The 22,687-nt window shown below is 62.7% G+C and carries 23 protein-coding genes; 10 read left to right on the top strand and 13 right to left on the bottom strand.

Annotated elements, in window-relative coordinates; translation table 11 throughout:
* Window positions 1-15: 15 nt before the first annotated feature.
* Entirely contained in the window at window positions 16-804 is a 789-nt protein-coding gene (locus FJ938_RS04945; RefSeq protein WP_140691683.1) for a methyltransferase domain-containing protein, read from the bottom strand.
* Window positions 805-944: 140 nt separating this feature from the next.
* Between FJ938_RS04945 and gloB the strand changes: the two genes are divergently transcribed.
* Window positions 945-1,712, top strand: a complete 768-nt coding sequence (gloB, locus tag FJ938_RS04940; RefSeq protein WP_140691681.1) for a hydroxyacylglutathione hydrolase — start codon at window positions 945-947, stop codon at window positions 1,710-1,712.
* A 119-nt stretch (window positions 1,713-1,831) separates the two neighbouring features.
* Complete coding sequence (locus tag FJ938_RS04935; RefSeq protein ID WP_140691679.1) at window positions 1,832-2,260, top strand: cupin domain-containing protein; 429 nt, start codon at window positions 1,832-1,834, stop codon at window positions 2,258-2,260.
* Here the strand turns inward: FJ938_RS04935 and FJ938_RS04930 are convergent.
* From FJ938_RS04930 to FJ938_RS04920, 3 genes are read right to left on the bottom strand one after another with little or no spacing between them, the layout of a single operon-like run.
* Window positions 2,257-2,931 (bottom strand): lysoplasmalogenase, encoded by a 675-nt coding sequence (locus tag FJ938_RS04930; RefSeq protein ID WP_140691677.1) that lies wholly within the window; start codon window positions 2,929-2,931, stop codon window positions 2,257-2,259. The genes FJ938_RS04935 and FJ938_RS04930 overlap by 4 nt on opposite strands.
* The gene (locus FJ938_RS04925) at window positions 2,928-3,863 is read right to left on the bottom strand and encodes an EamA family transporter (protein ID WP_140691675.1); all 936 of its coding nucleotides are present in this window, start codon (window positions 3,861-3,863) and stop codon (window positions 2,928-2,930) included. Before FJ938_RS04925 ends, FJ938_RS04930 begins: the two co-directional genes overlap by 4 nt.
* A gap of 42 nt (window positions 3,864-3,905) precedes the next feature.
* A complete protein-coding gene (locus tag FJ938_RS04920; protein ID WP_140691673.1) occupies window positions 3,906-4,694 on the bottom strand; it encodes a DUF3108 domain-containing protein in 789 nt (262 codons plus the stop codon).
* A gap of 259 nt (window positions 4,695-4,953) precedes the next feature.
* On the opposite strand from FJ938_RS04920, the gene rpmB reads away from it, so the two are divergent.
* The 3 genes from rpmB (at window position 4,954) to FJ938_RS04905 (ending at window position 6,769) form a co-directional block, all read left to right on the top strand.
* The gene (gene rpmB, locus FJ938_RS04915; RefSeq protein ID WP_140608670.1) at window positions 4,954-5,250 is read left to right on the top strand and encodes a 50S ribosomal protein L28; all 297 of its coding nucleotides are present in this window, start codon (window positions 4,954-4,956) and stop codon (window positions 5,248-5,250) included.
* Between the two features lie 163 nt (window positions 5,251-5,413).
* A complete protein-coding gene (locus FJ938_RS04910) occupies window positions 5,414-6,097 on the top strand; it encodes a queuosine precursor transporter (protein WP_140691670.1) in 684 nt (227 codons plus the stop codon).
* A gap of 3 nt (window positions 6,098-6,100) precedes the next feature.
* Window positions 6,101-6,769: a hypothetical protein gene (locus tag FJ938_RS04905; RefSeq protein ID WP_140691668.1), complete on the top strand. Its 669-nt coding sequence runs from the start codon at window positions 6,101-6,103 to the stop codon at window positions 6,767-6,769.
* A gap of 108 nt (window positions 6,770-6,877) precedes the next feature.
* Here the strand turns inward: FJ938_RS04905 and FJ938_RS04900 are convergent, their stop codons facing one another.
* The 4 genes from FJ938_RS04900 to FJ938_RS04885 form a co-directional block, all read right to left on the bottom strand.
* A complete protein-coding gene (locus tag FJ938_RS04900; protein WP_140691666.1) occupies window positions 6,878-7,894 on the bottom strand; it encodes an esterase-like activity of phytase family protein in 1,017 nt (338 codons plus the stop codon).
* Window positions 7,891-9,789, bottom strand: coding sequence for a cobaltochelatase subunit CobT (gene cobT / locus FJ938_RS04895; protein ID WP_140691663.1), 1,899 nt, complete (start codon window positions 9,787-9,789; stop codon window positions 7,891-7,893). The genes FJ938_RS04900 and cobT overlap by 4 nt, the downstream gene beginning before the upstream one ends.
* 11 nt (window positions 9,790-9,800) lie before the next feature.
* Window positions 9,801-10,787, bottom strand: a complete 987-nt coding sequence (gene cobS, locus FJ938_RS04890) for a cobaltochelatase subunit CobS (protein ID WP_056576002.1) — start codon at window positions 10,785-10,787, stop codon at window positions 9,801-9,803.
* 124 nt (window positions 10,788-10,911) lie between these two features.
* Entirely contained in the window at window positions 10,912-11,541 is a 630-nt protein-coding gene (locus FJ938_RS04885) for a J domain-containing protein (RefSeq protein ID WP_140608679.1), read from the bottom strand.
* Window positions 11,542-11,719: 178 nt separating this feature from the next.
* On the opposite strand from FJ938_RS04885, the gene FJ938_RS04880 reads away from it, so the two are divergent.
* Window positions 11,720-12,022 (top strand): BolA family protein, encoded by a 303-nt coding sequence (locus FJ938_RS04880; protein WP_140608681.1) that lies wholly within the window; start codon window positions 11,720-11,722, stop codon window positions 12,020-12,022.
* Between the two features lie 41 nt (window positions 12,023-12,063).
* Here FJ938_RS04880 and FJ938_RS04875 read toward each other — a convergent pair whose 3' ends face one another.
* Complete coding sequence (locus FJ938_RS04875; RefSeq protein ID WP_140691660.1) at window positions 12,064-13,617, bottom strand: acetolactate synthase large subunit; 1,554 nt, start codon at window positions 13,615-13,617, stop codon at window positions 12,064-12,066.
* 184 nt (window positions 13,618-13,801) lie between these two features.
* Entirely contained in the window at window positions 13,802-14,602 is an 801-nt protein-coding gene (locus FJ938_RS04870; protein WP_140691657.1) for an alpha/beta hydrolase, read from the bottom strand.
* Between the two features lie 175 nt (window positions 14,603-14,777).
* Here FJ938_RS04870 and FJ938_RS04865 point away from each other — a divergent pair, with 175 nt between their 5' ends.
* The 3 genes from FJ938_RS04865 to FJ938_RS04855 are packed head-to-tail and all read left to right on the top strand — an operon-like array spanning window position 14,778 to window position 19,613.
* Window positions 14,778-16,727, top strand: a complete 1,950-nt coding sequence (locus FJ938_RS04865; RefSeq protein ID WP_140608687.1) for a PrkA family serine protein kinase — start codon at window positions 14,778-14,780, stop codon at window positions 16,725-16,727.
* 19 nt (window positions 16,728-16,746) lie between these two features.
* A complete protein-coding gene (locus FJ938_RS04860) occupies window positions 16,747-18,057 on the top strand; it encodes a YeaH/YhbH family protein (protein WP_140691654.1) in 1,311 nt (436 codons plus the stop codon).
* An 11-nt stretch (window positions 18,058-18,068) separates the two neighbouring features.
* Complete coding sequence (locus FJ938_RS04855) at window positions 18,069-19,613, top strand: SpoVR family protein (protein WP_140691651.1); 1,545 nt, start codon at window positions 18,069-18,071, stop codon at window positions 19,611-19,613.
* A 33-nt stretch (window positions 19,614-19,646) separates the two neighbouring features.
* Here the strand turns inward: FJ938_RS04855 and FJ938_RS04850 are convergent, their stop codons facing one another.
* The 3 genes from FJ938_RS04850 to FJ938_RS04840 are packed head-to-tail and all read right to left on the bottom strand — an operon-like array spanning window position 19,647 to window position 22,280.
* Window positions 19,647-20,537, bottom strand: a complete 891-nt coding sequence (locus tag FJ938_RS04850) for an HlyC/CorC family transporter (protein ID WP_140608693.1) — start codon at window positions 20,535-20,537, stop codon at window positions 19,647-19,649.
* Between the two features lies 1 nt (window position 20,538).
* The gene (gene aroB / locus FJ938_RS04845) at window positions 20,539-21,675 is read right to left on the bottom strand and encodes a 3-dehydroquinate synthase (RefSeq protein ID WP_140608695.1); all 1,137 of its coding nucleotides are present in this window, start codon (window positions 21,673-21,675) and stop codon (window positions 20,539-20,541) included.
* Window positions 21,672-22,280, bottom strand: a complete 609-nt coding sequence (locus FJ938_RS04840) for a shikimate kinase (protein ID WP_140608697.1) — start codon at window positions 22,278-22,280, stop codon at window positions 21,672-21,674. Before FJ938_RS04840 ends, aroB begins: the two co-directional genes overlap by 4 nt.
* Window positions 22,281-22,483: 203 nt before the next feature.
* On the opposite strand from FJ938_RS04840, the gene FJ938_RS04835 reads away from it, so the two are divergent.
* Window positions 22,484-22,636: a histidine kinase gene (locus FJ938_RS04835; RefSeq protein WP_140608908.1), complete on the top strand. Its 153-nt coding sequence runs from the start codon at window positions 22,484-22,486 to the stop codon at window positions 22,634-22,636.
* Window positions 22,637-22,687 lie beyond the last annotated feature (51 nt).

Genomic DNA, 22,687 nt, shown 5'->3' with positions numbered 1-22,687 from the left:
GCGTTTCTACCATGATCACGAGGGTTTCACCCGGCGAGCCGGCGAGGCTGCACCCTCCGCGCCGGCCCGGCGGCCAAGCCGCGTCGCACCATGCGGCGACAGCACCGGCACGAAGACGCGGCGAGATGCGCGCTGGACCACCGGGACACCCTGATAGAGCCGCTTCTGCGCCTCGACGACGATGACGCCGGAAAAGATCGGCCACAGCCGCCGGCCGACGCGCTCCAGCACATTGTGGAAGCGCATCATGAAGTGCCGCCGCGACGGCGGGAAGAACAGCGCATCCGACCAGGCCGCGGGCGTGAAATTCGCCTCGCGCAGCAATTCCGTCAGCTGTCCGCGTGAGAAAGGCCGTCCATTGCCGAACGGCGTATGCTCGAAGCGCGCCCAGACGCCGCGCCGGTTGGGTACGACGATGACGACGCGGCCGGCCGGCGACAGCACCCGCCAGATCTCATTCAGCGTCTCGCGCGGATTTTCGACATGTTCGAGCGAATGGACGAGCAGCATGCGGTCGATGCAGGAATCGACCAGCGGCAGTTCCTCGTCGAAGACCAGGGCCGTCGCCGTCGGCCCCGTCGCCGGCCAGACCACTGCGCCCTGCGTCGCCGGCATGAAGGCGAAGACCCGTTCAGCATCGACGCCGAAACGCTCCAGCCAGGGCAAAGTATAGCCGAGGCCGACCAGCCGTTCATTGGGCACGGCGGCCCATATGGACGACAGCGCCATGGTGATCGAGCGCTCGGCGAACCGGCCGAGCGTTGTCGAATAGAAGGAGCGAAGATCGACGATGTCGGAATGCATTTCAGGGATGTAGCCGTGATATCGGCCGGATTCAACAAAAGGTCCCGAGGCGTCTGGGATCGCGGATTTTGTTCGGTGCTTCCCACATGACATCGGCGCGCCGGCGCCCTATGTCTGCGGCAACAAAATGGAGAGATGCGATGGCGGTCGAAATCGAACAGTTCATGTGCCGCACCGACAATTTTGGCGTTCTGGTGCATGATCCCGAAAGCGGACAGACAGCGATCATCGACGCGCCCGAAGAAGCGCCGATCCTGGCAGCGATCAAGCGCACCGGCTGGACGCCGACCATGATCCTGACCACGCATCATCATCTCGACCACGTCGAGGCCAATCTGGCGCTGAAGGAGCGCTTCAAGCTGCGCATCGTCGGCCCGGAGGCGGAAAAAGCCAAGATTCCCGGCATCGACGAAACGGTCGAAGAGGGTTCCGTGATTCATCTCGGCGATGAACGCATCGACGTGATCGCCACCCCCGGCCACACCGCCGGCCACGTCTCCTATTATCTGCCGGCATCGACGGTGGCGTTCACAGCCGACACGCTGTTTGCGCTGGGTTGCGGGCGGTTGTTCGAATGCAAGCCGCCGGTAATGTACGAATCGCTAAAGAAACTTGCCGCACTTCCTGCTGCCACAACAATCTATTGCGGCCACGAATACACGCTCGCCAACGCCCGTTTCGCGCTGACCGTCGACCCGACCAATTCGGCTTTGAAGGAGCGCGCCGCCAGGATCGAGGCGCTGCGCGTCGACAACAAGCCGACGCTGCCGACCACGATCGGCGAGGAATTGTCGACCAATCCTTTCCTGCGCTGGCACGATCCGGCGATTCGCAAGCATCTCGGTATGGAAAGGGCTGGAGATGCCGAGGTGTTCGCCGAGATCCGCAAGCGCAAGGACAATTTCTGAGCGCCGTGCTATGCATGCCGCCCAAAAGTGACCTGGTTTTGGGAAACGACATACTAAAAAAACAAGGACCTAAAACGCGCCGCATCGATCCGTTTCAACGCGACGCGCTTTAGCCTTCGATGAACAGCTCAGCGGAAATCATCGCGACGCTCGGACTGAAGCCGCATCCCGAGGGTGGCTGGTATACGCAGACCTTTCGCGATGAAGCCGGCGGCACGCGCGGCCATTCGACCGCCATTTATTTCCTGCTGGAGCAGCGTCAGGTTTCGGCTTGGCACCGGGTCAAGGACGCCGCCGAGGTCTGGCATTTCCATGCCGGTGCGCCGCTAGCATTGTCGATGTGGGAAGAAGGCAGTGCCCTGATCGAGCAGGTTCTCGGCATCGACCTCGCGGCGGGCGAACGGCCGCAGATCGTCGTGCCGGCGGGCTGGTGGCAATCGGCGCGCAGCTTGGGCGAATGGACCCTGGTCGGCTGCACGGTCGCGCCGGGCTTTGATTTCGCCGCCTTCGAACTGGCTGAACCGGGCTGGCAGCCGACGCGCCTTTAGCCCAGCAGGAACCCGAGTGTGATTGCGAGTTGGGCGGCATAGTACAAGGCCCACACCGCAAAACGCATCCACGCCCGATGCGGCGAGACGGCCGCCACCAGGAATTTTTCCGTGGCGAGCAGCCCGTCCGATGCCATGAACAGCACGGCGCCGCCAATCACCCAGGCGTTGCCTGTCGTCAGCGCCGCCATGCCCATCGCCAGGATTGCCACGACATAGACGGCGATCGGAAGACGCAGGCCGGGACCGACGCGGCGCCAGAGCGCGGCCAGCATGACGATCGCGAACACCGCCATTGCCAGTGCGGTCGCGCCCCGCCAGGATTCGGCGCCAAGCACATCCAGCCCGCCGCCGCTGCGCAGGAACAGCACGATGTAGATGATGTGGGCGACGAGAAAACTCGCCAACCCGCCGAGAAACGGCTTTTCGCCATCGCGCGACAGGAAGGCATCGCCCACCGCGCTGAGCGCAAGGGCGGCGACCAGCATCAGCGGGCCGCCCTGCATTGCGGCGAGCACGGCAAGCATGGCGACGGCGAGCGTCTTTGCCGCCGAGCGGGCGAGCGTCGGCGACGTGCCTGATGTGAAGGCGTAGATCACCGCCGCCACCAGTGAGAAGATCAGCGTCGCATTGGCATTGGCGTCGATGCCGCCGGCAAACGGCATCGTCATGCCCGGGCTCCGCCTTCGGATACCCCGGTTCCGCTCTCGGATGCCTTGGCTCCGCTCTCGGCCGCCGCCGGCTTGCGCAGGAACAGCGATTTTGCCGCCAGGGCCGCGCCACCGGTGATGAGCACGCAGGCGGCGAGGATGCGCAGCGACGGCTCGGCGACGCCGGCCGCGATCAGCACCAGCGTCGACAGCAGCGGCGCCGCATAGCTTGCCGCACCCAGCACCTGGATGTTGCCGCGCTTGACGCCGATGTCCCAGGCGTAGAAGGCCGCGCCCACCGGCATCAGGCCGAGCCCAAGAACGGCCAGCCACTGGCCGGCGCCATCAGGCAGCACCGTCTGTTCCAGCGCCAGATGGCAGACGAGCGACAGTACGGCGGTCGCCGCGCAGAACCAGGTGACGATGCTGGTCGGCACCGAGGGAAAGCGCCGCGACAGGAGCGAATAGGACGACCACAGCACCGCGCAGACGGCGGCCATGGCATAGCCGAAGCTGTAGCGCGCATCGAAGGCGAGGCCGCCGCCCTTGGTGACGATGAGCACCGTGCCGGCAAGACCGAGAAACGCGCCGACGACATGGTTCCAGGCCAGTTTCTCGCCCGGCATCAGCGCCGAACCGAGCACGATAAGCAGCGGCCACAGATAGGCGATCAGGCTTGCCTCCACCGCTGGCGCGTTACGCAGCGCCGTGAAATAGAAAAAATGGTAGCCGAACAGGCCGGCAATGCCGACCAGCCAGACCTGCGGCGGGATCTTCCGGCTCTTGTCGGCGGATGGCATGAACAGCCGAGCGACAAGCCCGACCCCGGTGCCGATGGAGAATGTGATTGCCGACAGAAGAAACGGCGGCACCTTGCCGGACGCGTCCGTGAGCAGTGCCAGCAGGGCCCACATGGCGACCGCCGAAAAGCCGATCAGTGTAGCGCGCGCCATTCCGTCTCCCGTGGCGCGCCCTCTTCTATCCTGAGAGCGTGCCTATTGTACCGCTTCGAAACGCCTGGCGCTGATGGTCAAGGTGCCGATCTGCGTTCCAACCGTGGCGTGGATCGGCGCATATACCCCGGTTTGGCCGAGTGGCGCAAACGTCACCATCATCCGGCTCTTATCCTTGAGATAGTTGAGCGCCTTACGCCCCTTGCGGTAACCTGCCACCGGCTGGAAACCCATTCGGCAGGTGACGGTATCGCCCTTGTAGCCCGGCACCGAGATCGTTCCTTTCGAAGCATAGCTCAGCGTCAGGTTGGCGCGCATCTCGCCGTCGTAAAGCCTCACGGTGCGGCCGCAGACCTTGTCGAGACTGTCGGCATGGATGACGGTCGCGGCCATCGGATCAAGCACCGATGCCAGATCGCCGGCGCCGAGCGGCACCCAGTTGTTGGGGTCGCGCTTGCCCGGCGGCGGGATGACCTGCGTCGAGGTCACATTGCCATTGGCGAAGCGGATGTCGATAGCGGACGCCTTCTTGCCGGAGGTGTAGTCGGCGCGAAACGCCTGCGGCACCATTTTCTGGCCTGAAATCGTGCCTTTGGACGAGATTGTGCCGCGCGTGTCGTCGAACAGCCTGGCGAGACCCGCCGCCGAGACGCTGCCGTTGATCGAATAGACGCCGTTCTCATAGCGGCTGGAAAAGGTCGATTTCGCAATCGACAGGCCGAGGAACGAGACCGTGTACTCGCCCTTGAAAGACTGCGGCGAAGCGGCGGACGCAGCCGATGGCAAGGCGATGGCAAGCATGGCGGCAAGGGCGGAAGACGAACGAAGCATGGCGGGATCGGTCCTCGATCTTTTCGGCCGGAGGCGGGCAACTCCGGCTTGGCATGTCCCTATGGGACCGCTTATAGGACGAATTCCGGCCTTAATGTGAAATGCATGCTACATGCGCGCAGGACCGGAGCTTGACGCATTGGCGAAATGCAACTATGGAACGCCAACTTTTTCCATAAGGCCGCCTGACCAGAACCGCGCGCCACCCGGCGTGGGCACAAAGGTTTGGCAGGTCACGAGAGAACTGAAGGTTAAAACCATGTCCCGCACCTGCGAACTCACTGCCAAGGCAGTCCAGACCGGCAACAATGTGAGCCACGCCAACAACAAGACCAAGCGTCGCTTCCTACCGAACCTCGTCAACGTGACGCTGATCTCGGAAGCGCTGAACCAGAATGTGCGCCTGCGCATCTCGGCCAATGCGCTGCGTTCGGTCGAACATCGCGGCGGCCTCGATGCCTTCCTGGCCAAGGCCGACGTCAAGGAACTCTCGCAGCGCGCGCGCCTCTTGAAGAAGCAGATCGCCAAGAAGATCGCCGAGCAGGCTGCTGCTTAATTCGTCTTTCAGGCGGGGGACGACCGCCCGGCCAACCACTCGTTGGCCTTGAGCATCGGATCGCAACCGCGAAGCGGTTGACGGATTCGATGCTCGAACAAAGCGAGCGTGATCCGGTCTTTCGGCAAAACGCTCCGCTGGTTCCATTACCCAGGATAAAAAAATGCCTTCCTTTTCGCGATACCTGCCCTTCGTGGCCGCCATGGCGCTTGTCGTCGTGGCGTCCAACATCCTTGTGCAGTTCCCCATGCAGGGCCGGATCGGCGGCCTGTCGCTGGCCGATCTGCTCACCTGGGGTGCTTTCACCTATCCCTTCTCCTTCCTGGTCACCGACCTTGCCAACCGCCGCTACGGACCCGCCGTGGCGCGCAGGATCGTCTTTGTCGGCTTCATGACGGCGGTGGTCTGCTCCATCCTCGTGCCGCCCTTCCTGTTCCGCCACGGCTTCATCGAATTCGAGACCGCCGCCGACCGGCTGGTGCGCATCGCGGCGGCTTCGGGCGCGGCGTTCCTGTCCGCGCAATTGCTCGATGTCACTGTGTTCAACCGGCTGCGCCGGCAGAGCTGGTGGCGGGCGCCAACCGTCGGCACGCTGGTCGGCTCGGTGTTCGACACCATGGTCTTCTTCACCGTCGCGTTCTCGGCCGCTTTCGCTTTTACCGGCCCCAACGACAGCTTTGCGCTCGAAACGGCGCCGCTGATGGGTGTCTTCCATGTCGAGGCCATGCGCTGGGTTTCCTGGGCGCTCGGCGACCTCAGCGTGAAGCTGATCATCGCCGTGGTCGCGCTCATCCCCTACCGGCTGCTCGCCGCCCGCTGGAGCCAGCCGGCCGTCGCGGTGGTCTAGGCCGTGATCCCCTGGGTCCAGCTCGATTCGGCAAAAACGCCGGACGGCGGACAGGAATTGCGGCTGAAACGGCGCGGTTCCGAATTCTCGATCATGCTCGGCACCAACGAGCTGATGAACAGCCGGCTGAGCGGCTCCGAGGAGGCGTTGGCAAAACTCTCCTGCTCCAGGATTGCCGGTCATCGGCGGCCGCGAATCCTGATCGGCGGGCTCGGCATGGGATTTACCTTGCGCGCCGCGCTTGCCGAACTGCCCGATGATGCCGTAATCGTCGTCGCGGAGCTGGTGCCGGCTGTCGTCGCCTGGGCGCGCGGCCCGATGGCAGGAATTTTCGCCGGCTGCCTCGACGATCCCCGCGTGACCATCCGCGAGTGCGATGTCGGGCAGGAGATACGATCCGGCGCCTGGGATGCCATCCTGCTCGATGTCGACAATGGCCCGGAAGGCATCGCCTACAAGGGCAATGATAGTCTCTATGGCGCGGCCGGCCTTGGAGCGGCACGCGCGGCGCTCAAGTCAGGCGGCGTGCTGGCAGTCTGGTCGCAAGGCCCCGACAGCGGTTTCACACGCCGGCTGAAGCAGGCCGGCTTCGCCGTCGACGAGGTCAAGACGCGCGCCAACGGGAAGCGCGGCGCGCGCCATGTCATCTGGATAGCCACCAACGGGCAGTGACCTGACAGGGCGCGTCCGTAACTCTCTGATGAACCGTCGCTCCCCACTCCGTCGAGCTACGCTCGACACCTCTCCCCAGATCGACGGGGGAGAGGAAAGGTGCGCCGCTCAATTCTGGTACAGGATGAATTCCAGGTAGAGGTTGCGCTGCAGGATCGAGTGGTTGTCGTCGGAGATCAGCGACACCATCAACGCGCCGTCATCGCGGGTCCAGACATCGAGCCCTTCCATATTGTCGATCTGGTAGCCCATGTCGGCCTCCAGCAGCACCGGCCCGTCGGCGACGGCACCCTTCTCGACGCTCTCGCCGTGGATGCGTCGCAGATGCATCCTGAGGCCGCCCTCCATCGTGAAACTGCGCTCCAGCAGCAAAAGGTCGCCATCCGGCAGGAAGGCGCCATCGGTGATGTCGAAATCACCATTGCGCGTGACGGTGAAGACGCCTTTGAGCGGTCCTTCGATGATGGCGGCATAGATATTGCCTGCCTTGTCGAGGCTCTTTTCCGAGACCACGACCAGACTGCCTTGATGCCGACCGCCGGCATTGGCATGGGTGACGGTCTCGAAGCCGCGGTTCTGCCGCAACTCCTGCACCGGAACCAGGAAGTCCAGCTGTTTGAATGACGCCTTCATATTGCTGGGATCGACGTTGAACTGGGCGATCCGGTGATTGCGCTCGAAACCGACCGTAGCGACGCCGTCCTTGACCGCGAGACCTTCGGCATCGACTTCCGATTTCTCGTCGACAGGCTGGCCGTTCTGGTCGACCATCTGCTGCATGCGGAAGTTCTGGATGCCCACGGGCCGCCTGTCGGCGTCGCGGGCCACCGTACCGAAGAACCAGTAGCCGGTATCGGCCACGCCGATGAAATCGCCGCCCGCTTTCAGGAAACGAAGAGCCGACAGCCCTCCGAAATCGCGCGATGGCGAGGTCATCTCCAGTCCGCCGACGAATTCGAGCGGACCGAACTGTTTCTCGTCATGTCCTATTCTGAACTGGCTTATTGGTCTTGCCGAGACCTCGACCGAAGCCGGCCCGCTGGCATTGGCCGGCGAAAAGACCACACTGGCGAGCGCGCAAGCGGCGAAAACCGTTTGCCGAAAGCCGCCCTGCGAAAGGATCATCCGGCGCGCCGGATGCCGCCGCGCCGCGTGTCGCGCGCGCTTTCCTCGGCAAACAGCGAGGCCAGTTGCTCGGTCATGGCGCCGGCGAGTTCCTCGGCATCGACGATGGTGACGGCGCGCCTGTAATAGCGCGTGACGTCATGGCCGATGCCGATGGCCAAAAGCTCCACCGGGGAGCGCGTCTCGATCAGTTCAATGACGGCGCGCAGATGGCGTTCGAGATAATTGCCCGGATTGACCGACAGCGTCGAATCGTCGACCGGCGCGCCATCCGAGATCATCATCAGGATCTTGCGCTGTTCGGGCCGGGCGATCAGGCGGTTGTGTGCCCACAGCAGCGCCTCGCCGTCGATGTTTTCCTTGAGCAGGCCTTCGCGCATCATCAGGCCGAGATTGCGCCGCGCCCGCCGCCACGGATGGTCGGCGGATTTGTAGATGATGTGGCGCAGATCGTTAAGCCGGCCCGGGTTGGGGGGCTTGCCGTCCTTCAGCCATTTCTCGCGCGCCTGTCCGCCCTTCCAGGCCCTTGTGGTGAAGCCGAGGATCTCGACCGAGACGCCGCAACGTTCCAGCGTGCGCGCCAGGATGTCGGCGCAGGTCGCGGCGACAGTGATCGGCCGGCCGCGCATGGACCCCGAATTGTCGAGCACCAGCGTCACCACCGTGTCGCGGAACTTGGTGTCGCGCTCCTGCTTGAAGGACAGCGGCTGCATCGGATCGATGACGATGCGCACCAGCCGCGCCGGGTCGAGATAGCCTTCTTCCAGGTCGAAATCCCACGACCGGTTCTGCTGCGCCATCAGGCGGCGTTGCAGGCGGTTGGCGAGCCGGCCGACGACGCCGGACAGATTGGCGAGCTGCTTGTCGAGGAATGCGCGCAACCGGTCGAGCTCTTCCTCTTCGCAAAGCTCCTCGGCGCCGACCGTCTCGTCGAAAGCGGTGGTGAAGACCTTGTAGTCTATTTCCTTCGGCAGGTTGGTGAAGGGATTGTCGTTGCGCCGCGCCTCGCCAGGCGTCTCGGCATCGGCATCGTCATCGTCCGACAGATCGTCGGCGGTGGCATCGGAGGCTTCCGTCTCTGCCGACTGCTCGTCGTCGGCGGACGCCTCGGCGTCCTCGGATTGCGACTGCTCGGAGCCGGAATCGTCCTCGCCGCCCTCCTCGCTCTGCTCCTCGCCTTGCGGCTGGTTGTCGTCATTGTCCTCGGAGTCTTCCGTCTCCTGGTCGTCGCCGAGTTCCTCCGCCATTTCCATGGAGGCGAGCATGTCGCGCACGACGCGGGCAAAGGCCTGCTGGTCGTCGAGCTTGGCCGAAAGCCCGTCGAGATCGGCGCTTGCCTTCTCCTCGACCCAGGGCCGCCAGAGTTCGACCAGCCGCTCGCCGCTCTTCGGAATGGCGCGGCCGGTCAGCTTCTCGCGCACCATGAGCGCGAGCGCTTCCTCGATCGGCGCGTCGGCCTTGTCCTTGACGTCGACGAGGTTGGCCTTGGCGTATTTGTCTTCCAACATTGAGCCGATATTGTCGGCGACGCCCTGCATGGCGCGGCTGCCGATCGCCTCGACGCGGGCCTGTTCGACCGCGTCATAGACGGCACGGGCTGCCTTGCCTTCCGGCGCCAGCTTGGTGTGGATGCGGACATCATGGCAGGCGCGCTTCAGCGCCATGGAATCACCGAGCCCGCGGGTGATGGCGATATCGGTCTTTGACGCCTTCTTCGGCAGCTCTGGCAAACGCGCGCGGCTGCCGGCCAGCGCCGGCCTGTCCTTGGCGAAGCCGACTTCCATGTCCTTGTCGCCGGCAATGGCGCGCATGCAGACGGTGACGGCGCGCTTGAAGCTGTCGGCTTCAGACCCCGTCTTCGACTTGTTGCGCGTGTTGTCGCCTGGACCCGCCATCGAGGCTCTGCTTAGCCCAGCACCACGTTGGCGGCGCTCTCCGGTAGATCCTCGCCAAAGGCGCGCTGGTAGAACTCGGCAACCACCGAGCGCTCGAGCTCATCGCACTTGTTGAGGAAGGTCAACCGGAACGCCATGCCGATATTGCCGAAGATCTCGGCATTTTCGGCCCAGGTGATCACGGTGCGCGGGCTCATCACGGTCGACAAATCGCCATTGATGAAGGCCGAGCGCGTCATGTCGGCGACGCGCACCATCTTGTTGACGATGTCCTTGCCCTTGCCGTCGCGATAGTGCTTGGCCTTGGCCAGCACGATGTTCACTTCATTGTCGTGCGGCAGGTAGTTGAGCGTGGTGACGATCGACCAACGGTCCATCTGTGCCTGGTTGATCTGCTGCGTGCCGTGATAGAGGCCGGTGGTGTCGCCTAGGCCGACCGTATTGGCGGTCGAAAACAGCCGGAACGCCGGATGGGGACGGATGACCCGGCTCTGGTCGAGCAGCGTCAGCCGGCCCGACGATTCCAGCACGCGCTGGATGACGAACATCACGTCCGGACGGCCGGCGTCATATTCGTCGAAGCAGAGCGCGACATTGTGCTGATAGGCCCAGGGCAGGATGCCGTCGCGGAACTCGGTGACCTGCAGCCCGTCCTTGACGACGATCGCGTCCTTGCCGACAAGATCGATACGGCTGACGTGGCTGTCGAGGTTGACGCGCACGCAGGGCCAGTTGAGGCGCGCCGCGACCTGCTCGATATGGGTCGACTTGCCGGTGCCGTGATAGCCCGAGACCATGACGCGGCGGTTATAGGCAAAGCCGGCGAGGATCGCCAACGTCGTCGCCTTGTCGAACAGATAGTCGGGATCGACATCGGGCACATGCTCGCTGGTGACCGAATAGGCCGGTACCACCATCTTGGAGTCGAAGCCGAATTTCTCCTTCACCGACACCGTCGTGTCGGGCAGGTTGGCAATGTCGCGATCGACCTTGTTCATATCTCTCAACGTCTCCCACGGGCGAAACGTCCCGTTTCGCCGGCAATCGATTTTGTTCGGGGGCGGTCTTAGAGCCTTTTCCACCCTTATGAAAGTTGGAAAACGACACAAACCATAGGGTCGCTCAGCACAGGCCCGCCTGTTTGAGCACGCGATAGGCTTGCAGCACATCGCGGAACCGGTCTTCCGAACCTCTGTCGCCGCCATTCGCATCCGGATGGTGACGCTTCACCAGTTCCTTATAGCGCGCCTTGATATCCTTGCCAGTCGCCTTTGTATCAAGGCCAAGCGTTTCCAGCGCCTTGGCCTCAAGCGGCTTGGCCTTGCGCTCGCGCGCCTCGCGCGGGTCCTTCGGTCCCTTGAACAGGTCGAACGGGTCGCGCATGCGGTTGTAGTAGCCGGCGCGGCCGGAGCGCATCTGCGCCATATCGGGCGACGAACGCGTCGAGGCGCCGTTGATGCCCATCTTCCAGGTAGGCCGGTGGCCGGTCATCGCCTCCTTCTGGAAGCGCGCCACCTCGGTGTCCGGCACACCGGAGAAGTAGTTGAAGCCCTTGTTGTACTCGCGCACATGGTCGAAGCAGAAGCGGAAATACTCGCCCTCCTTCATGCGCCCGACCGGCGCGCGATGGGTACCCGGCTCCTTGCAGCCATCCCATTGGCAGATCGGCGAGTGCGACTTCACCTCCGCGTCCTTCTCCGGGCGGATGCGAATCTTCTCGAAATATTTGGGATACGGCTTCATCTCACCCATTTATGGGGCGTTCGCAGATGCGAAACAAGAATTGACATTTTCGCGATCATCGCCCTAACCGCTGAATCGCGGCTTAAAAGCGGACGAACGATCCATTTTGTTCGAACGATCTATTTGTTGAAGCGTTGCAGCGGCCCCAGGCTGACGCACCAGCCATATGTGGTGAAGGGAGATGGCGATGTCCATACAGGCGATCATGGAAGACAAGCTCAACAAGGCATTTTCGCCCGAGCGGCTGATCATCATCAACGAAAGCCACCTCCATGCCGGCCATCACCATCATGGCTCCGACCATCACGGTGCCTATGACGGTACCGGCGAGACGCATTTTCGCGTCCGCGTCGTCGCGTCCGCCTTTGCCGGCATGAGCCGCATCGACCGCCACCGCGCCGTCAACGAACTGCTTGCCGACGAATTGAAGGCCGGTGTGCATGCGCTGGCGATTGAACCGGCGGCTCCCGGCGAAAAGACCCGCTGGTAGGTCGTTCAGCCGGCGACCTACGGCTCGCCTTTCGCAAACGGTCAGATCAGCGCTTCGATGAGGAACGGACCGCGCCGAGACAAGGCGCTGTCCAGGAGCGCATCGAACCGCTCGCATGTGTCGGCGCGCGCCGCCTCCACGCCCATACCTTTGGCCAGCGAAACCCAGTCCAGCGCGGGCTGGTCGAGGTCGAGCATGCGCCTGGCATTCTCGCCGATGGCATTCACGCCGACATTGCGCATCTCGCCATGCAGAATTGCGTAGGTCCGGTTCGAAAAGACGATCGTTACCACGTCGAGATTTTCCCGCGCCTGCGTCCACAGGCCCTGCACCGTATACATGCCGCTGCCATCGGCTTCGAGATTGATCACCTTGCGGTCGGGACAGGCGATTGCCGCCCCGGTCGCCATCGGAATGCCGCCGCCGATCGATCCGCCCGTGCCCATCATGTAATCGTGTGGCGCCGCGAATGCCGACAGCGCGAAGAAACGGCGCGCCGAGGTAACCGCCTCATCGCAGACGATCGCGTTGTCCGGCAGCTTGCGCGCCACCGACAGCGCGATGGCATCGTCCGTCAGGTTGCCGCTCGGGGTTGCCTCCTCTGGAAGGGCGGTCGCGGACATCATCTGCCGCGACGGCTTGACACCGAGCTCATCGCGGAGCGCCTCCAGCGCCGCGTGCAGGTCATCGCCATGGGCGGCGAGTGTCATCACCTGGCAGTCTTCCCTGACAAGCCGTCCGGGTTTTCCCGGATAGGCGAAGAAGGCGACCGGCTCTCGCGCGCCGACCAGCACCAGCACGTCGATATCCCTGAGCAACCCCGTCGCCGCATCGATTGGATAAGGAATGCGTGTCGGCGCCACGCGCCCGCGCCCACGTTGCATCCGCGCGATCAGCACCTCGCTGAACAGACGGACATCGCTGGCGGCTGATATCTGGCCGGCGATCTCGAGCCCATCGGCCCGTGCGGCCCGCCCGCGAACGACCATGCCGACGCGGCCTGGAGCGCTCCGGATCGCAGCGGCGACCTTGCGCACGGCGTCCATGCCGACGGCAGGCGGCGGCGGAAGGACGACCTTGCCCGACGAGGCCATCGCAGCGTCGCCCCAGGCAGCATCAGCCGGCAGGATCAGCGTCGTGACGCCCGGCGGCGTGAGCGAGGCGCGAAAGGCCGCCTCCGTCGCCGGCTGAACATCGGCCGGCCCCTCGATGCGGCGAACCCATTTGGACATCGGCGCCGCAAGGCCTTCGATATCACTGGTGAGCGGTGCGTCGAGCGGCAGGTGATAGGAGGCATGGTCACCGACGATGTTGATCATCGGGCTGAACGCACGCCGGGCATTGTGCATATTGGCCAGCCCATTGGCGAGACCCGGGCCGGTGTGCAGCAGCGTCGCGGCGGGACGATCGGTCATGCGCGCATAGCCGTCGGCGGCACCGGTCACGACGCCCTCGAACAGGCCGAGCACGCAGCGCATTTCAGGCTTGCGGTCGAGCGCGGCCACAAAATGCATCTCGGAGGTGCCGGGATTGGCGAAGCAGACCGTCACATCATTGGCCAGCAGCACATCGCACAGGACATCGGCACCGTTCATGCAATTTTCTCCCGCTCACGATCGAGGAGCAATTCCGGGAAAAGCGTGAAGCGGTTTTCCGTCCGGAGTTGCGTCAAGACAAACAGATAGCGCAATTGCACCCACGGACGTCCGCGCGGCAATATCCCGCCGCCGCTTTTGGCATGATCCAGTGACAGGGGGGGCGGACGGAAATCGGCAGGGATCAGCCGACCGTCGATTTCAGGAACGCCAGCGCGGCGGCGGTCAACGCGTCGCCGTCTTCGCCGAAATCGCGGTTGATCGACATATGCGTATAGGCGCTGCCGTCGAACAGCGTCACTTGCGTGCCCGTGGCGCGCAGGCGCTCGGCGAAAGCCTTGGAGTCCTGGCGACGACCCTCGGCGCGGGAATAGGCGATGAAGGTCGGCGGATGCTTGCGGCCATCGATATAGCTGGCCGGCGACAATGCCGCCCATTGCGAAGGATCGGAAAAGACCCGGGCATAGGCCCGCACCATGCCGCCGTTTTTCTGGAGCGCCGCAAGATCATAGGCCCTGGTGTCGTCGAGGATGAGCGCCGCCACGCCAGGCAATCCGCCGCGCATGCCGGTCAACGCAATCAGATGGCAGCCGGCCGAATGACCCATGCCGACAATACGGCTGGGATCGCCGCCAAACCGGGCGATGTTGGCCCTGACATAGGCATAGGCCCTTTCGACGTCGCCGGCCTGGGTCGCGACATCGGCTTGCGGCAGCATGCGGTAGTCGATCGAGACGAAGCAGAACCCATTGGCGAGCAGGAAGGCCGGCTTGGCGTTCACCTGCGTACGTTTGCCGAACTGCCAGGTGCCGCCATGGACGAAAAAGACGACCGGCAAGCCCCTGGCGCCATCGGGCGCATAGATGTCGAGCTTGGCCGGCCCGTAGTCGAAGGTCCTTGGCACCGGGCCGCGCAAGGCGGCCGACCCGCGCCGTGGCAGCATCGTCGCCATCGAAGCCAGGACAAATCTTCGTCGGTCAATCATTGTGCTCCCGCCATCTCTCCTGTTCCATGGCGAGCGTCCAACGCATGGGCAGCATCCCCGGTTTCATGTTCAGTGCACGTACTCCCGTTGATGTGAAGGGAACAACAATGCGTTCCGACAGTTGAATAGGTAAGTGGCCGTTCGACAGCCAAAAACGGCTCTGAGGGTAAGCATCATGGGTGAGAACCAGTCTGACGTCTTCAATCTGTTCTCAGAGATTTATACCAAGGCGGCTCAGGAGGAGATCAGTCTCCAGCAATATCTCCTGGCCTGCCGCGAAGACAAGTCGATGTACGCCTCGGCCCCCGAGCGCATGGTCGAGGCGATTGGCGAGCCGAACCTCGTCGATACCAGCAAGGATGAGCGGCTCGGGCGCATCTTCTCCAACCGCACCGTCAAGATCTATCCCTCCTTCTCCGACTTCTATGGAATGGAAGATACGATCGAGCGGATCGCCGGATATTTCCGCTATGCCTCCCAGGGACTGGAGGAGCGCAAGCAGATCCTTTACCTTCTCGGCCCTGTCGGCGGCGGCAAATCCTCTCTTGCCGAAAGGCTGAAGAAACTGATGGAAGAGCGACCGATCTACACGCTCAAGGTCGGCAACCAGATCAGTCCGATTTTCGAATCCCCGCTTGGCCTTTTCCATCCTGATCGCATGGGCGACCTGCTGGAGGATAAATACGGGATAGCCCGGCGCCGCCTCAACGGACTTATCTCGCCTTGGGCGGCCAAGCGGCTGGACGAACTGTCCGGTGACATTTCCAAATTCAGCGTCGTCAAGCTGATGCCGTCGAGGCTGCGCCAGATCGCGATCGCCAAGACCGAGCCCGGCGACGAGAACAACCAGGACGTCTCGGCTCTGGTCGGCAAGGTCGACATCAGACAGTTGGAAAATTTCAGCCAGTCCGATCCGGACGCCTATTCCTACAGCGGCGGCCTGAACCGGACCACGCAAGGCCTGCTCGAATTCGTCGAGATGTTCAAGGCGCCCATCAAGGTCCTGCATCCGCTGCTCACCGCGACCCAGGAAGGCAGCTACAATGGCACCGAGAATTTCGGCTCCTTCCCCTATCAGGGCATCATCATTGCCCATTCGAACGAATCGGAGTGGCAGCAGTTCAAAAACAACAAGAACAACGAGGCGTTTCTCGACCGCATTCTGGTGGTCAAGGTGCCTTACTGCCTGCGCATCACCGAAGAACGGCATATCTACGAGAAGCTGTTGCGCGAGAGCGAACTGGCTGGCAGCCCCTGCGCGCCTGAGGTGCTGGACATTCTCAGCCGGTTCACGGTCTCGACCCGTCTTGCGGCGCATGAAAATTCGCCGCTCTACACCAAGATGCGCGCCTATGACGGCGAAAACCTCAAGGAGGTCGATCCCAGGGCCAAGTCGGTTCAGGAATATCGCGACGCCGCAGGGGTCGACGAGGGCATGACCGGCGTAAGCACACGTTTTGCCTTCAAGATACTGTCGCAGACTTTCAACTACGACACCAACGAGGTCGCGGCGGACCCTGTGCATCTGATGTATATTCTTGAAGAGGCGATCAAGCGCGAGCAGTTCCCGAAGGAGACGGAAGCTGCCTATCTCGAATTCATCAAGTCGGAACTCGCGGCGCGCTATGCCGAGTTCATCGGCCATGAAATCCAGAAGGCTTATCTGGAATCATACAGCGAGTATGGCCAGAACCTTTTCGACCGCTACATCGCCTATGCCGACGCCTGGATCGAGGACCAGGACTACAAGGATCCCGACACGGGACAGATCCTCAACCGTGAGATTCTGGACAAGGAATTGTCGCAGGTCGAGAAGCCGGCCGGCATCGCCAATCCCAAGGACTTCCGCAACGAAGTGGTCAAGTTCACGCTACGGGCACGGGCGCGCAATCATGGCCGCAACCCGTCCTGGACAAGCTACGAAAAGCTGCGCGAAGTCATCGAAAAGCGCATGTTCGGCCAGGTCGAGGACCTGCTGCCGGTGATCAGCTTCGGCTCCAAGCAGGACAGTGTCACGGAAAAGCGCCACAATGAATTCGTGCAGCGCATGGTGGAACGCGGCTATACGGAGCGGCAGGTGCGCCGGCTTGTCGACTGGTACATGCGCGTGAACAAGGCGGGTTGAGGCAAGCCCGAACGCTTCCATGCCGATCTTCATCGACCGCCGCCTGAATCCGAAGGACAAGAGCCTGGGCAATCGCCAGCGCTTCCTCAAGCGCGCGCGCGAGGAACTCAAGCGAAGCATCCGCGACAAGGTCCGCGAGGGCCGCATCGCTGAGGTCGGCCGCGAGCATGCCGTGCCCATGCCGCATAAGGACACCAGCGAGCCGGTGTTCAGCGATGCCGGAAACAGCGGCCGACGCCAGCACGTCCTGCCCGGAAACAGGACTTACATTTCCGGGGATCTGATCCCCAAGCCCGGGCGGGGAGGCATGGGCTCCTCCGCTCCCGGAAACAAGGAATCCGAAGACGATTTTCGTTTCGTGCTGTCGCGCGAGGAGGTTCTCGACCTCTTCTTCGAGGATCTGGAACTGCCAGATCTGGTCAAGCTCAATCTCAAGCAGATACTCACGTTCAAGCCGAAGCGGGCGGGCTTCGCGTCCAGCGGCTCGCCGACCAACATCAATGTCGGTCGCACCATGCGCAACAGCCATGGCCGCCGCATCGCGCTTCGGCGTCCCAAACAGGCGCAGTTGGACGCGATCGCCATGCAGATCGCCATACTGGAAGCACAACCGCCCGACACGGCAAGGCGCGAGCGGATCGCGGCCTTGCGCGAGGAATTCGACCGGCTGGAACGTCGCCGCAGGCGAGTTGCCTATGTCGATCCGGTCGACATCCGCTTCAATCGTTTCGACCCGCGGCCACAGCCCAATGCCAGCGCCGTCATGTTTTGCTTGATGGATGTGTCCGGGTCCATGGGAGAGCGCGAAAAAGATCTGGCCAAACGCTTCTTCGTGCTGCTGCACCTGTTCCTGACGCGCCGTTATGAGAGGACGGACATCGTGTTCATTCGACACACTCATGAGGCCCAGGAGGTGGACGAACAGACGTTCTTCTATCACACCCAGAGCGGCGGCACCGTCGTTTCCACGGCACTTGAGGAAATGCATCGCATCATCGAACAGCGCTACCCGGCCAAGGAGTGGAACATCTATGCAGCCCAGGCGTCCGACGGCGACAATTTCGCCACCGACTCCGAGCGCTGCATAGAGCTTCTCGGCGGCAAGCTCATGCGCCTGTGCCAGTATTTCGCCTATGTGGAGATCATCGACGAACGCGAGAGCCATATTTTCGGTTCGACCGAAAACGGGACCTCGCTCTGGCGCGCCTACAGCACTGTCGATGGAAAATGGCCAAATTTCCAGATGAAGCGCATTGCTGCTCCAGCCGATATCTATCCGGTCTTTCGTGAACTCTTCGCCAGGCAGCCGGCACTGCGCAAAAGCGCATGAGGACAAGGCGGATGGGCACTCCAGCGCGCAAATCCGAATTGCTCTTTTCCGGGGCGGACTGGGACTTCAAGAAACTGTCGCGGGTCTACGACGAGATCGAAGCGCTTGGGATGGAAGAGCTTCGCCTAGACGTTTACCCCGTGCAGATGGAGGTCATTTCCTCCGAGCAGATGCTCGACGCCTATTCCTCGGTAGGTATGCCGCTGATGTATCAGCATTGGTCGTTCGGCAAGCATTTCCTCTACAACGAGCTTCTCTACCGCAAAGGCAGACGTGGGCTGGCCTATGAATTGGTCATCAACTCGAATCCCTGCATCGTCTACCTCATGGAGGAAAACACCATGGCGTTGCAGGCCCTGGTGACGGCCCATGCCGCGCTTGGACACAATCACTTCTTCAAGAACAATCATCTCTTCCGGCAATGGACGGACGCAGGGGGGATTCTGAGCTATCTGAACTTCGCCAAGAGCTATATCTCCCGATGCGAGGAACGACATGGCCTCGCCGCCGTGGAGGCGATCCTCGATTCCGCCCACGCGTTGATGGACCAGGGCGTCTTCCGATATCATCGGCCACCGAAGCCGTCAGGGGAACAGCAGCGCGAAGAGCTTCGAGAGCGCCTCGAATACGAGGAACGCTCCTACAACGATTTGTGGCGTACGCTGCCTCCTTCGCAAGAGGACGACAAGACCGAAACCAGCGAAGACGGCGTGTCGGAGCGGAAGAAATCGCTCCATCTGCCGGAGGAAAACCTGCTTTATTTCCTTGAGAAAACCAGCCTTGTCCTTGAGCCCTGGCAGCGTGAGATTGTCAGGATCGTCCGCGTCATTGCCCAGTATTTTTATCCGCAGCGGCAAACCCAGGTGATGAACGAGGGTTGCGCCACCTTCGTGCACTACACGCTCATGAACACGCTTTTCGACCGTGGCCGCATCAGCGAAGGCGCCATGCTCGAAATCCTGCGCAACCATTCGAATGTGATCTTCCAGCCGTCCTTCGACGACCCGCGGTTTTCCGGCATTAATCCCTATGCTCTGGGTCTGGACATGATGCAGGACATCCAGCGCATCTCGACCGAACCCACAGCGGAGGATCGCGATTGGTTCCCCGACATTGCCGGCCGTGGCGACTGGCTTGAAACCTTGCTCGACGCCTGGGCCAATCACCGCGACGAATCCTTCATCCGCCAATATCTCAGTCCGACCCTGATCCGGAAATGGCGGTTCTTCGTGCTGGGCGACGGAGCCGACCAACCGCACTACGAGGTCGCTTCGATCCACAACGAGCGCGGCTACAACAGGATAAGGGCCGCGCTGGCCCAGAGCTATGATTTGGGTGCAAGCCGGCCGGATATCCAGGTCGTGGACGTGGCCCTGCTCGGGGACAGGCATTTGCGGCTGCAGCACAAGGTGAAGAATGGCATCATGCTCGAGAATGAAAGCCGCGACGCAACCCTTCGCCACATCCGAAATCTCTGGGGTTACGAAGTCAGCCTGGTGGCGATCGACGCCGAAACGGGGGCGACGCTCAGCGAACGCTGGACCAAGGACTGCTGAGCGTAAGCATGATCCTAATCCGACAATCCTGGTCTAAGCGTCGGCCGCGGGTCTGATTCTGAGCCTTGCGATCCGGTTCTTGTCGCGCTTCATGACGATGAAGCGCTTGCCGTGGAAGGTGAAAGCCTGCTTTTCCTCGGGGATAGATTGCGTCTCGTGGATGACTAGGCCGGCAATCGTGGTCGCCTCCTCGTCCGGCAGGTTCCAGTCGAGCGCCCGGTTAAGGTCGCGGATCGGCACCGTGCCGTCGACGACGACCGAGCCGTCGGCCTCCTGCTTGACACCCTGGATGTCGACATCGTGCTCGTCGGCGATCTCGCCGACGATCTCCTCGATGATATCTTCCAGCGTCACCAGTCCCTCGACCTCGCCATACTCGTCGACGACGACGGCGAAATGCGCCTTGCGGCGCAGGAAGGCGTTGAGCTGTTCCTGCAAGGTCGTGGTGTCGGGCACGAACCACGGTTTCGAGGCGATCTTCATCACGTCGATTTGCGAAAAATCATTGCCGACTTCGTTCAGCGCACGCAGCAGATCCTTGGCGTGCAGCACACCTACAATGTTGTCGAGCGAGCCTTTCCACAAAGGCATGCGGGTGTGCGGGCTTTGCAGGATCTCGCGCACCACCGCTTCCGGCGCATTGTCGGCATTGACCGAGCGCATGTTGGTGCGATGCACCATGATGTCGGAGACTTCGAGCTCTGCGAGATCGAACAGGCCGCCCACGCGGTCGCGATCCTCGCGCACAACCTGGCCGTCGCGGCGGAAATCATCGACCGCGCCGCGCAATTCGGCCTCACTCGAGCGCTGCGGCTCGATGCGCGACAACTCATAGCCGAGCACGGCCAGCAGGCTCTTGCGCAACGCAAGGGCCAACAGGACGAGGACGGCAAGGACAGCGGCAACGATCCAGCCGGTCTCCATCTCAGCCGGCCTTCCTGCTGACCGGATGGTTTTCCCTGAGGAATGACAGCACTTCCGAAGCCGGCACGTCCTTGGCGATGAAGGCCTGGCCGATGCCGCGCGTCAGGATGAAGGTTAGCGCGCCCCGCGACACCTTCTTGTCCTGGGTGATGAAGGCAAGCAGCGCCTCGGCATTGGGCAAGTCGCCCGGAATGTCGGCCATCCGCCACGGCAGGCCGACGGCGCGCAGATGCGTCTCGACGCGCGCCGCGTCATCGGGGCTCGCCAGGTTGAGCCGCGACGAGAACCGATGCGCCAGCGCCATGCCAATGGCGACGCCTTCACCATGGACAAGGCGGGTTCCGTCATACTGCGTGGCGGCCTCCAGCGCATGGCCGAACGTGTGGCCGAGGTTGAGCAGCGCCCGGTCACCGGTCTCGAACTCGTCGCGGGCGACGACATCGGCCTTGGCGCGGCAGGCCTCGGCAATCGCCTGCGCCCTCTCCGGACCGCCGGCGAACACCTTGGCCCAGTTCGCTTCCAGCCAGGCGAAGAATTCCGGCCGGTCGATCAGCCCGTATTTGGCAAGCTCGGCATAGCCGGCGCGGAATTCGCGGACCGGCAGCGTGTCGAGCGTTTCGGTGTCGGCCAGCACCAGCTTGGGCTGGAGGAAGACGCCGACAAGATTCTTGCCGCGCGGGCTGTTGATGCCGGTCTTGCCGCCGACCGAGGAATCGACCTGCGCCAGCAGCGAGGTCGGGATCTGCACGAAATTCATGCCGCGCCGCACAATGCCGGCGGCAAAACCGGTGAGATCGCCGATGACGCCGCCGCCAAGCGCGACGACCACGTCGCCGCGCTCCAGCCTGGCGGCCAGAACGCCATCGACCACCTCCTCGAGATGGGCGAAGCTCTTGGTCTTCTCGCCGGGCGGCATCGTGATGACAACGGGCTGGATGCCGCCCTTCTCGAGCCCGGCCTTCAGCGTATCGAGATGCGCGGCGGCGACATTCTCGTCGGTAACGACAGCGGCGCGCGTGCCCGGCAGGCGGCGCGCGATCTCGGTGCCGGCGCGCGAAAGCAGGCCGGAGCCGATCAATATGTCGTAGGCCCGGTCGCCGAGCCCGACTTCGACGGTGACTGGCTGATCCGCGCTCATGATTCGACCTCGCCCGTCGCGACGATCGCATCGATGCCGAAATGCCGGCACAGCGCCTCCACCACCTCGGCCGCGATGACCTCCTTGCGGTCGTCGCGGGTGGGCACGGTGACATCCGATGTCGCATAGACCGGATAGCGCTCCCCCATCAGTCGCTCCAGCACGGCGCGCGGATCGGCGCTTTTCAGGAGCGGCCGGTTCTGCTTCTTGGAAACACGGTCCATCAGAAGGTCGAGCTCCGCTTTCAGCCACACCGACACGCCACGGGCGGCGATGGCCTCGCGCGTCTGCGCGTTCATGTAGGCGCCGCCACCGGTGGACAGAACCTGCGGGCCGTTCTCCAGCACGCGCAGGATGACACGCTGCTCCAGGGCCCTGAACTCGGTCTCGCCGTAGCGCTCGAATAGTTCAGGGACGGTCATGCGCGAAACGCTTTCGATCTCATGGTCGCTGTCCATGAACGGCAACGCCAGCATCGTCGCCACCTTGCGGCCGATCGCCGTCTTGCCGGCGCCCATCAGCCCGACAAACACGATGGACCGGTTGCCCAACTGGCCAAGCAGCGCGGCATGGGTCTCGCCTGGAGGATTTGCCTGTGCGTTCATCGGCGTTTCTTGGGCCCTCTTTGCCGGCGTATCGACATGAAAAGCCGGTTTGCGTCAAGCGCCGAGTGCCCTGAGCCCGATATGGGCAGACGGACGCATCAGAAGTTGCGAACAGGCCTCCGCTTGTTCTTGAATTGGCCGGATTGGCGTCCCATAAGGGCACAGGGTTTGGAAACGCAGAACAAGAAGACGAGCGAAAATTGATGCCGACATTGTTTCGCTTTGTCGTGACCCTCGCGATTCTGGCCGGCATTGCCTATGGTACGATGTTCGCGCTTGTGATGTTCGTCGAGCCGAAAAAAGCGGAGATGAGCGTGCGCATCCCCCAGGAAAAGCTGAATCCCCGGAAAAACTGAGCTCCAGGAAAAACTGAGCTCCAAGAAGAAACCGATCTCGGAACCGCCTGA

The sequence above is a fragment of the Mesorhizobium sp. B2-4-14 genome, assembly GCF_006442155.1.
Classification (GTDB): Bacteria; Pseudomonadota; Alphaproteobacteria; order Rhizobiales; family Rhizobiaceae; genus Mesorhizobium.
This window is presented reverse-complemented; position numbering and strand designations above follow the sequence as displayed.